This is a genomic window from Vibrio vulnificus CMCP6 (assembly GCF_000039765.1).
Classification (GTDB): Bacteria; Pseudomonadota; Gammaproteobacteria; order Enterobacterales; family Vibrionaceae; genus Vibrio; species Vibrio vulnificus_B.
In genome coordinates this window covers 3,271,525-3,281,866 of sequence record NC_004459.3, presented here as the reverse complement: position 1 = coordinate 3,281,866, position 10,342 = coordinate 3,271,525, and the positions used below count along the sequence as shown (strand labels likewise).

The window sequence follows — 10,342 nt, the reverse complement described above, 5'->3', positions numbered from 1 at the left end:
CGAATTAAATTCAACTGTTAGTGTTTAAAAAGGTATAAATATGGATCAAGCCAATAAGAAGAAAATGAAATTATTACCTACCGTAATAGTTTCGTCTTTATTGACAATGCAGCCGGCATTGGCACATCAAAATAATAAAATGACACAGGAAGAAGGCCAAGCAACCTTCAATGCCGTCGTTGCCGATGTCAATAAAATGATCAAAGAAATGCACATACCGGGACTTGCTGTCGGTGTTATTCATGGACCTAACACCTACAGTGCCGGACTCGGTATCACCAAGGTGGGCACCAACGAGGCCGTTACCCCTGATACACAATTTCAAATTGGCTCTGTGACCAAAACCTTCCTTGCGACCCTAGCCATGCAGCAATCCGAACAGGGCATTCTGGATTTAAACGCACGTGTCGTCGATATTCTGCCGTGGTGGAGGGTTTCAGATCCCGAGGCGACATCTAAAGCGCGGGTTGTTGACCTATTCCACCATCGTGCTGGCTGGTATGGCGACCATGGGTTCCTTCGTGTTCCTCCAGGTGGTTCGATATCTGAGAAAGTCATGCTTCAAGGGGCTTACGCCCAGCAGATCTATCCGTTCGATCAAACCTGGATGTACAACAACACCAGTATCACTTTCGCTACACATGTAGTGTCTCATGTCGGTGGAAAGCCGATCGAGACACTGATCGAAGAGAACCTGTTAACTCCGCTCGGCATGAATTCGTCATCCTTTAATTACGATGCTACCCCTCCTGCTAAAGATTACGCATGGGGCCATCCGCCGATCTACGGGAAAGGCAGCATCAGTGAACTCAAGCCGTACTACATTCCGTTGATTAGAGAGTCCGCAGCCTCCGGTGCACTCCGCTCTACGGTGGCCGACATGCTTAAATACGCCCGCTTTCAGCTAGACGGTAAGGATGCCTCCGGTAAGCAGTTGTTGTCTAAAAAAGCGCTGGACTATGCCCATGCACCTGCAGTCGAGGCTTCGACCGGAGACTTTACCGGACTGACATGGTTCGTCCACGACTACGATGGGACCACAAGCCCTAGCCATGGGGGGAATTGGCCCGGTACGCGTTCTTTTCTGCAGTTGATCCCGGATCACGACTTTGCCGTAGTGGTTTTGGTTCACAGCGATCGCGGAGCTGAAGCGTACAAAAAAGTGGCTAACGCAATGGTCAAAGCCTTTACGAAGATCGAATCCAACTCTCCGGTCTCCGTTGGTGCGACTCCGTCTGTGCTCGACCCCTTCGTCGGCGTGTTTAAGGGTAATTCCCAAAACATTGAGATCCGTAAAGATGGCGACAAATATGTGTTTGTCCAGTTTTCAGCATTGACTAAAGGAGCGGATCCTGCCCCTGCCAATGTAGAAAACACCGCCGAGGGTTATTTTATCATCACCGAAGGTCCGAATAAGGGAGCGCTTGGTGAATTGCTGAAAGACCCATCTGGCGAACTCAACTACGTGCGCTTCAACCACAGAATCTTTATTCGCGGTGAAGGTGCGGTTAACGAGTTCGACCTATCTGGATCGGTGTTCGATAAGTAGGATGAGCAAAAGATATCAATTCACGGGAATAATAGTTTCTGGTAGATATCTATCGGCAGTATGAATATCCTTAAACATCAAAACACGCCATATGGACATGGGTGTTTTGATGGAAGAAAAACAAATTGCCTGAGGTATCAAAGGATATTGAAGGCAATGAGAAAATCATGATGCCCTCAACGATCTGACACCATGGGAATGTTTAATGATGAATGAACAAGACGAAAACTCTAATTAGTGGGAGGTTTAGATTCTCACTCAGTTATTTACGAAAGAAATTGCTGAAAATTAGTACAGTAATCAGCACCTTCCAGCGGCGACGACATGCAATAAATTACGTCAATATCCTCTCAAAAGAGAAATTTGGGTTGCCAAACTACCTTAAGGCGTTTCTTGATATAGGAAAGAAAACAATATGTTTCCTATATAAATACCAATGGAAATCTCAAACATCCAGTCAAACTAGGTGTTCTAGAGTAGCCGGTGGCTACTCAGTCAGTTGTTGCAATACTAATTACCTGATGAACTAACTGATCTACTTGAATTTCTTTATCTACGAATTGGATTGTTTCATCGAACTGCGAAACGGGAATAAAACGATTCCCACTCGAAGTCATCAATATGGCCTTACCATTAAAGCCAATCTTTTTAGCTTGCTTTATCAACTCGTAGCCATGCTCACCACGTAAATCAACATCAATCAAAAGCAAGTTACAAGAACTATCTCGAATATAGTTAAGCGCTTTGAGAATAGTGGTTTCGCTCGCTACAGTTTGTACTTGGTGGACTCGCGTAAACGCTTGGCATAGTGCAGAGCCAACAACTGGATGATCATCAACAATTAAACAGTGAATAGGATCTACTGAGTCTGATGAGGAAAGCCGTTGATTCAGCATAGCCTGTACTTGGTTTATTGGCATTGGTCGACCTGTCAAATAGCCTTGACACGTAAAACGCCCCATAGATTTTAAGTAATGGAGCGTGGCATCGGTTTCTACACCTTCTACAACGCACGAAAATCCCAATTGCTCTGCCAAGTTTAGTAATAACTGAACGATGACAAATTTTTGGTAATCTGTCTCAATACCCTGAACGAAACTTTTATCGATTTTGATCTCATCAAATGGAATTTGAGTTAGTTTACTTAACGAAGAGTAGCCTGACCCCAAATCATCTATCGAAAGGTTTACCCCAAGTAGCTTTAACCGCGAAAGGGTTAATAGCGCGGGAATATCCGATTGATACAAATGGCTTTCGGTTAGTTCTAGAGTTAGCCGACTAACGTCAAATTCATACTTAGAGCACTGTTTGACAAGCTCATCATACAACCCGTCCCATTGTAGATCTTGATAAGTGATATTGATTGAAAGTGTCACTGACTTGTGGAGTGTTTTCGCTCCGATCAGGGCTTTCTCCAATACGGTTCTAAACAAGTTGATGTAAATTTCATCACTGGTTATAGCATCAATAAACTCACCAGCAGAGACCAAACCATAATCCGGATGATCCCAACGAGCTAAAACCTCCAAACCGACAATAAATCCTGAACCTACATTGACCTGAGGCTGATAGTGGACGAATATTTCACGTAGAGCGATTGCTTCAGCAATTTCTCTTTCTGTAAACTCCAACGCCCTAGCTTGTTTCAATTGAACACTGGAATGATGGCGTGCTTGAGAACCTTCGACAACCTCAGATAATTGACCTTTTGTATAAGGTTTATCTATACGCGATACGCGCTTGAATTTCAGCATAGAGCTAATTTGCTCAACAAGCAGTAGAACTTTTTTACTGCTAGCACTCATAATAATTACATGGGGACTACGCGAAATATGCGCTAATTGGTTGAGTAAATAGATGCCATCATTATCTGGCAGTTGTATATCGCAGAAAATAAGCTCAAAACGATGCTCCTTATACAAATCGATTGCAACTTGGCAAGATGGCGCTATATAAACCTGGCTATAGCCAAGATTACGTAGATCTATTTTCAGCTTTGATGATTGGATCTTATCATCTTCTACGATCAAAACTTTCATTTTACAGCCTCACAAAGTATGCAATTATTCTGACTTAACTGCATGCAAATCTCGATTATCTCGCGCTTATCAATTAAAATCACATCAAACACAACCTATTTCAGCTTCCGCTACGTTATTACACTGCCATTGCGATACGGAACTCAGTTCAAGATCGAGCTGTTTAGTTAGATCAGCACATAGCTCTAACGTATCATGACTGCGCAGCGACGCTTTTTCTTCGACTGTTCTGGCAAGCTCGTATAGTCTCATTAAGCCAATTGTGCCCATCCCACCTTTAATCCGATGAGAAATGTTTCTTATACGCAGCGTATCTTCATGACTTACCGCTTGTTTTAACTCAGCAACATCATCCGCAATAGACTCTAAGAAAATTGTGCACATATCACGGGCATCTTCAGCTGAAAATTGGTTTAGCCAATAGTCTCCAGCCTGGAAATGTATCGCCTGCTCTACTTTATTAAGGTATTCAGCAACCGGTAGATGTTTAGATAATATTTTTATTAACTGTTTTAGGGTGTATGGCTTAAACAGTACATGGTCAAAACCACTGCTAGAAAACTCTTGATCAATATGGCGAAAATCTTCTGCTGTACATCCAATGACTGGGATGTGACACTCTATTTCGCGCAAGTTAGCTACTAATTGCATACCGTCCATCTCTGGCATATGGTAGTCGGTGATTAACAGATCATAACCATGTGATTCTTCGGTTAGCTTATTAAATGCAATTAAGCCATTGGGGACGACGTCAGCATTTATACCGAGCTCAGAGAGTTGTTTACTAAAAAGAATTGCGTTGATGGCATTATCTTCTGCCACTAGGACATTACCCGACAATTGCTTACGCCTAGTTTGTTTTGAACTCGCGTTCTCTTCGCTTGAAATTTGATGAAGTGCCGTTAATAGCAGATCAGGGAAAAATGGTTTGTCTAAAATAGTAGTGATGTTTCCAGTAGTTTCTATGTAATCATGAATATTTTCTCGGATTGATATTTGGATAAGATTATCATCGTAGAAAGAAACATCATTGCTATGAACCATAACATTGGTAGCAGTCGATTGTTTACTTTGAGATGGGCACCACATTGATATCCACTCTTTAACTTTCGTATTCAGCCCAGACTCCATCACATTCAGTTGAGGGAATATAACTTGGAAACGCTCAACAACCATAGTAGGCATTGAGACTGTAATTTCAGTTCCAAGACCTAGCGTACTATTAATAAATATAGTACCGCCCATCAGTGAAACTAGATCATGGACGATAGACAGCCCCAACCCAGTGCCACCGTATTTACGGGTGATACTATTATCAGCTTGAACAAATGGTAAAAACACATTTTCTTTTTGCTCTTGCGTCATCCCTACGCCAGTATCTGCCACGATAATTTGGATACGTTCTGATTCTAAACTAACTTGAACCCTTACTGTTCCCTTATGGGTAAACTTAATAGCATTGGTCAATAAATTATTAATTATTTGATTAAGACGCAAAAAATCGATATTAATCGTTTTAATATCATTTGCAGGCCAATCTAATTCAAAGTTCAGCCCTTTATTTCTAGCTGCTACATAATGGCCTCTAAGGCTTTCACACAAAGCGGTAAGTATTGATGTTTCTTCGTTGCATATCACTACTTGATTAGATTCTAACTTTGAAAAATCGAGAATATCATTAACCAAGAAATTTAGGTTTTTTGCAGACGCTGAGATCTGATCTAATAAAAATAATGATTCTTTATCTTCTGTTTTAGACGTAACCATCTCGAGTAGACCCATCATTCCCGCGATAGGAGTTCTTAGCTCATGACTCATGGTCGCCAAAAACATCTGACGAGCTTGTACGGCTTTCTCTGCTTTTGTATTAGCTTCAATTAATAACTGCTGGTTGGCTCGTTCTTCAGTAATATCGTTGGCTATCGTGAGAACACATCTCTCTATACGATTAATTTTCACCGGAATACGTGAATAGTTGTAATGCTTTTGAGTGCCGAATGAACACCCAGCTTGAACATATGAGGAAAGCTTTTCACCGGTCTCTAAAACGCGATCGATTTCATGCCAATCTTCAACAAATAGCTGAGATGTGCTAGCTACTGACATATCACAACCAACACAGTTATTATCAATTTTTTCTACGCAATTGGTTAATATCAACTCATGTTTTGAGTTATGAATCCATATTTTTGCGGGTATGGTTTCTATAATCGACTGAAGAAAAGCACGACTTTGTTCTATATTGAAAATGTCTTTGTCTTTAGTTATTACCTTATTAGTGAGATTTTTGGTAACAATAAAATATACTGCTATGAGTAATACGATGATGCCAATTAGGATACTTGAAGCTAATACAACATGTGATTCTTGATAACCATATCCTACGTTGTAGCTAAAGTATTTTTTCTTAATTTTCTCAATGTCACTCTCCTTGAGTGTGACAAAGAACGAATTTAAAAGCTGGTGAAGATCTGGATCACTCACATACATACCAGTACTAAACTGAATGTCAGAATCTCTTAGTATGGTATAGCCATCGAGCTTATTTAGTGCAACATATTCAGAAAGAACATCCTCACGGATGTATGCTTTACTAATAGCACCATATTTTAACGATTTTAAGAGATCATCAATATCTGTATATACAATTGACATATCGCCAAAGTGTTGATTTTTCATATCCTTGTTGTATAAGCCATTTGCAAATAACACACCTGCGAAATAAATATTTTCATTATATATATTTTCATCTCTCTGGCTGACAAGTGCTTTATATTTTAAATTCATGTACGGGATGGTTTCATTATAACCATTGTGTTTTTTGTCCGAAGCGATTGACAAGGGATAAATATCAAATCGGCTAGATGCGTCATTTCTATTAGATACAAGAGTAAAAGATATACCTGTCCTCGATTCAATCAAATCAAATAAATCAGGTATATAACCTACATTTTCCCCATCAGAATTCAAGAATGAAAATGGATATGCTTCATCACTTATATAATAAGTAAACACTTTATCACTAGAAAACTTATCTTCTAATGACATGATTGCATTATCAAGCCTGTGTAATTCGTCAAATCTTTCTTGTGAATCATGGGTGTTATTATCGACGTTTGCTGATTGGATAATAGCTTGATTAATTTCAGAAAGTAAGCGAGGATTTTTCTTACTCACCATTATACTTACATACTCATCTTCTACCCACTTGGGTAGAACAACTTTACCTTCTACACTGCTTGACTCTATAAACTGTGCAATGGAGACATAACTACTCAATAAAATATCAGCACGTTTATTAACCACTGATAGAAACATCTCTGTATAGTTTTCAACTTCAAGAATGTTTCTTATACCATTAGTTTCTAGCTGACTACAAAATACTGACGACTTAATACAAGCCCACCGATATGACTTTAAACTGTTTTGATTTATGTCGATATAATTGGCGTGCCATGCAACAACCTTACTTTCTGTGGTATGCATAGAAAAATCGAATATACTTTCTCGATTTCTATTTCGACTAAAACCAATTGCTAGATCAATAGTCCCTGTATCTACGGCATAAAGTAGTGTGTCAATGCTGCCGAAATAATAATAGCCAGCAGTGAAATTGGTTAGATTTAATACTGATTCAAAGTCGCTTAGATAGACTTTAGTTTGCAATGAAGAATAAATATCATCATCATCAAGCATCCCGACTTTAATTTCTTCGGCAATGGCTAGAGTAGTTTTTCCAATCAAGATTAAGCCAATAAAAATTGACAATAAAAACTTGGGAATTAACAACCTATGCTGTTTTCTTATAACCATTGACATTTCCCAAAGCTGTACTATATATTTTTTCATAACCTATTTTTTTAATCTTTTCAGCGGAGAGAAGTTCATTAAGGTTTCTATTGCATTGATTGAGCATTAGGTGAATACTATTTTCACCTTGGTACTGTTTTTCATTAACTGCCACAAACTTGACAAAGAATAAACAAAATTCAATTGATTTAGGAAAGATCTCATGAAGCTGACAAAACAAATCAATTATTTTCGAAAAATTAGCCGGATTGCTACTAAGTTTGCGTATATCTCTTTTTATTTCCTCTGAACGATCAATTTTGTCTTTTAATCTTCGTTCTTGACTATTTTGCATATGAATTTGACTTCTCATAATATTAGGATGCATACTTTCATCGATGAGTGATTTACACTTCAATACATATTCTGGAAGTTGGTTGATAAATGACATTTTTTCTAATACGAATACCAAATGGTACATATCATAAAAGTCAAAATTTCCATCATTTAGCTTACTCATAACATGGCTAAGCAACCGATAGCTTTCACCGAGATCTTGTTTAAGTAATGCAATAGTGGACATAACCAAGTCATATTGAAGTGAAAAGCTTTCAACTCTACCAAGCCTATCAATTTCCGACTTAACTGTTAATAATGCATTGTCTATATTATTGAGAGTATTTGAACTAAAACATCTATATAGAAAATACTGTACGTAGAGTAGACGCGTTCTATCTGTTACCTTAAAGGTATTATTGTTGTGCGTATAATATAATTTAATGTACTTAAACGCTTCATCATACGAATCACACGATATTGATAAGTTCGCAATAATCAGTTCACGATCGAGCCCGGCCTCTAATAACATTGTTGCAACTTTGAGGTGCTTTATTGCAGCAGGGACATCATTTTCGTATGCTTTTACATTCGACATTTCATCATGATAAAGATGATTAAGCTTCTTATCTGAAACTTGCTCAAGAATATTTTTTGCCTCTTCATTTTCATCATTGAGGATCATAACATTGGCTAAGCTAGTTTTTATCCAGTCATAACTATTTTCTTTAAGTAGTTGTTGATACTCTTGTTTAGCCTCTTCGTAACGTTTAAGACTTATTAAAGATTTAGACTTTAGTTGACGAATCGTTAAGTTGTGTTGTGGAAAGAAAGGTAACAAGTCATCACACTCTGTAATTGCCTGCTCAAAATCGTTATGCTCAATACGTTCATATATAGGCATTAGACTATTTTTCTTTTTAATTATAGTTCTAAGCCTTCCTTTTATAGCTGGTTGAGTAAATGGCTTTAAAATATAGTCATCAGGGCCAGACTCAAGTATCGTCTTGACAGTTTTAAGCGCATTCTCGCCCGTTACATAAACAAAAATAGTGGTGGGTTTTATACTTTTATAATGGGATAGCTCATAAAAAATCTGATGCCCATTTAAATTTGAGTTGAAATTATAATCTAGTATGATTATGTCCATATCAACTGACTTGCACAAGGCAATAACCTCTGAAGGTTTATAGGCCAGATGAATGTTATCTGAGTGAAACCCCAATTGTTTAATAGCTAGGTTAACTGAATTTACCACCAACCTAGAATCATCTGCGATTAACACTTTATAGTTACTATAGTCTTCTTTCACGTCACATTAATTTCATAAATACCGCGACCATATACATAGATAATATACATGGCACTACTAAATATTGTACAAATCTACATCACCCAGATGTAAAAATACTAATATTCGCTACAATATAAAAGCACCCAAAATCACTAATTTGTAACATAATAATAAAGCATAGATAAAGTAGGAATACTCGTGCGATACATTCACTCCATCAATAAGATATTATTTATGAACATTCTTACTAGAAAGTCATTTACTATGATGAAATAGTCTTTAATTTTTTATTTAAAGAAATGTTTTCGTTAGATTATCTATGGATAAGGCTGTGATGTGATGCACGCACCTACCTTCTAGCGTCGTTGTACCAAACTAATAGTACAACCAGTGAGAAAAGAAGTAACACGTCTGTCTATTAAAGTTGCCGGTATCGATACAGCAAAAAATCTCTTCCAAGTATGTGTGTTGAGTACTGATGGACAAATATTGTCAAACATAAAGGTAAAGCGAGATAAGCTTCTTGATACTATCCGTCAACTACCAGAGCAAACTGCTCTTGCAATGACTCATGTGCAACTTCTCATCATTGGGGCAGAATATTTCAAGAGCTGGGATATACAGTAGCGCTTATTCCATCTCAGCATGTAAAACCATTTGTTGATCGGTAAAAGAACGACGCCAATGATGCAAGAGCTATTTTCGATGCCTTTTCTATGCCTGACCCTGTTAAATCTATTGATTAACAAGACCTCAAAGCGATACGCAGTGTCCTTAAACGTTTGGTGGAGAACAGAACTGCCTTAGCGAACCAGATCAAGGGATTGACTGCTGAGTACGGTGTTGTATTTCCTATTTCCATTATAGCTTTGCGGTGTCATTTACCGAGAGCTCTTGAAGATGCAGAGAATAAGCTTTCTCCAGTAATGAGGAACTTACTGCAAACTTTATACTATTACTTTGTCAGCCTTAGCGAAGAGATAGATGCAATGACTCAAAGTGTCACCATATTGAGTCAGCAAAACCAAAGATATGAGGTCATTCGGAATATTTCTGATTTTGGGCCGATTTTGACAGCGGCACTGATTAGTGAGGTAGGAGCTGGAAACCAACTCCAAAATGATCGCCAGTTCTCTGCATGGTGTAGTCTGATTCTTAAACAAAATAGTACAGGCGGAAAAAGTTGTCTTAGCTCTCTATCGAAAAATGGCAATCGTGAATTAAGAACATGACTTATTCACGGTGCTCACACAGTGGTTCGTTGCGGAACTAACAAAGCGGATGCTATGGAAGACTCATTGCATACTGAGGTGTGTCGATATATGTTGCGTAATT

4 protein-coding genes and 1 pseudogene are annotated in these 10,342 nt (G+C 38.3%); 2 read left to right on the top strand and 3 right to left on the bottom strand.

Translation table 11 applies throughout. From position 1 onward, the window contains the following. Positions 1-40: 40 nt before the first annotated feature. Positions 41-1,549, top strand: coding sequence for a serine hydrolase domain-containing protein (locus VV1_RS15205; RefSeq protein ID WP_011080996.1), 1,509 nt, complete (start codon positions 41-43; stop codon positions 1,547-1,549). Between the two features lie 491 nt (positions 1,550-2,040). Here the strand turns inward: VV1_RS15205 and VV1_RS15200 are convergent, their stop codons facing one another. From VV1_RS15200 to VV1_RS15190, 3 genes are all read right to left on the bottom strand, one after another. Continuing rightward, positions 2,041-3,588, bottom strand: coding sequence for an EAL domain-containing protein (locus tag VV1_RS15200; protein WP_011080995.1), 1,548 nt, complete (start codon positions 3,586-3,588; stop codon positions 2,041-2,043). An 84-nt stretch (positions 3,589-3,672) separates the two neighbouring features. Beyond that, positions 3,673-7,437 (bottom strand): ATP-binding protein, encoded by a 3,765-nt coding sequence (locus tag VV1_RS15195; protein WP_011080994.1) that lies wholly within the window; start codon positions 7,435-7,437, stop codon positions 3,673-3,675. Beyond that, entirely contained in the window at positions 7,379-9,025 is a 1,647-nt protein-coding gene (locus VV1_RS15190; RefSeq protein ID WP_011080993.1) for a response regulator, read from the bottom strand. Before VV1_RS15190 ends, VV1_RS15195 begins: the two co-directional genes overlap by 59 nt. A gap of 393 nt (positions 9,026-9,418) precedes the next feature. Between VV1_RS15190 and VV1_RS15185 the strand changes: the two are divergent. Continuing rightward, positions 9,419-10,326, top strand: a pseudogene (locus VV1_RS15185) (IS110 family RNA-guided transposase); the annotation flags it as partial. Positions 10,327-10,342 lie beyond the last annotated feature (16 nt).

Bases quoted from the DNA above. Each gene is read 5' to 3' on its own strand.
- VV1_RS15195 (WP_011080994.1), bottom strand. From the start codon at position 7,437: ATGAAAAAATATATAGTACAGCTTTGGGAAATGTCAATGGTTATAAGA.
- VV1_RS15200 (WP_011080995.1), bottom strand. From the start codon at position 3,588: ATGAAAGTTTTGATCGTAGAAGATGATAAGATCCAATCATCAAAGCTG.
- VV1_RS15205 (WP_011080996.1), top strand. From the start codon at position 41: ATGGATCAAGCCAATAAGAAGAAAATGAAATTATTACCTACCGTAATA.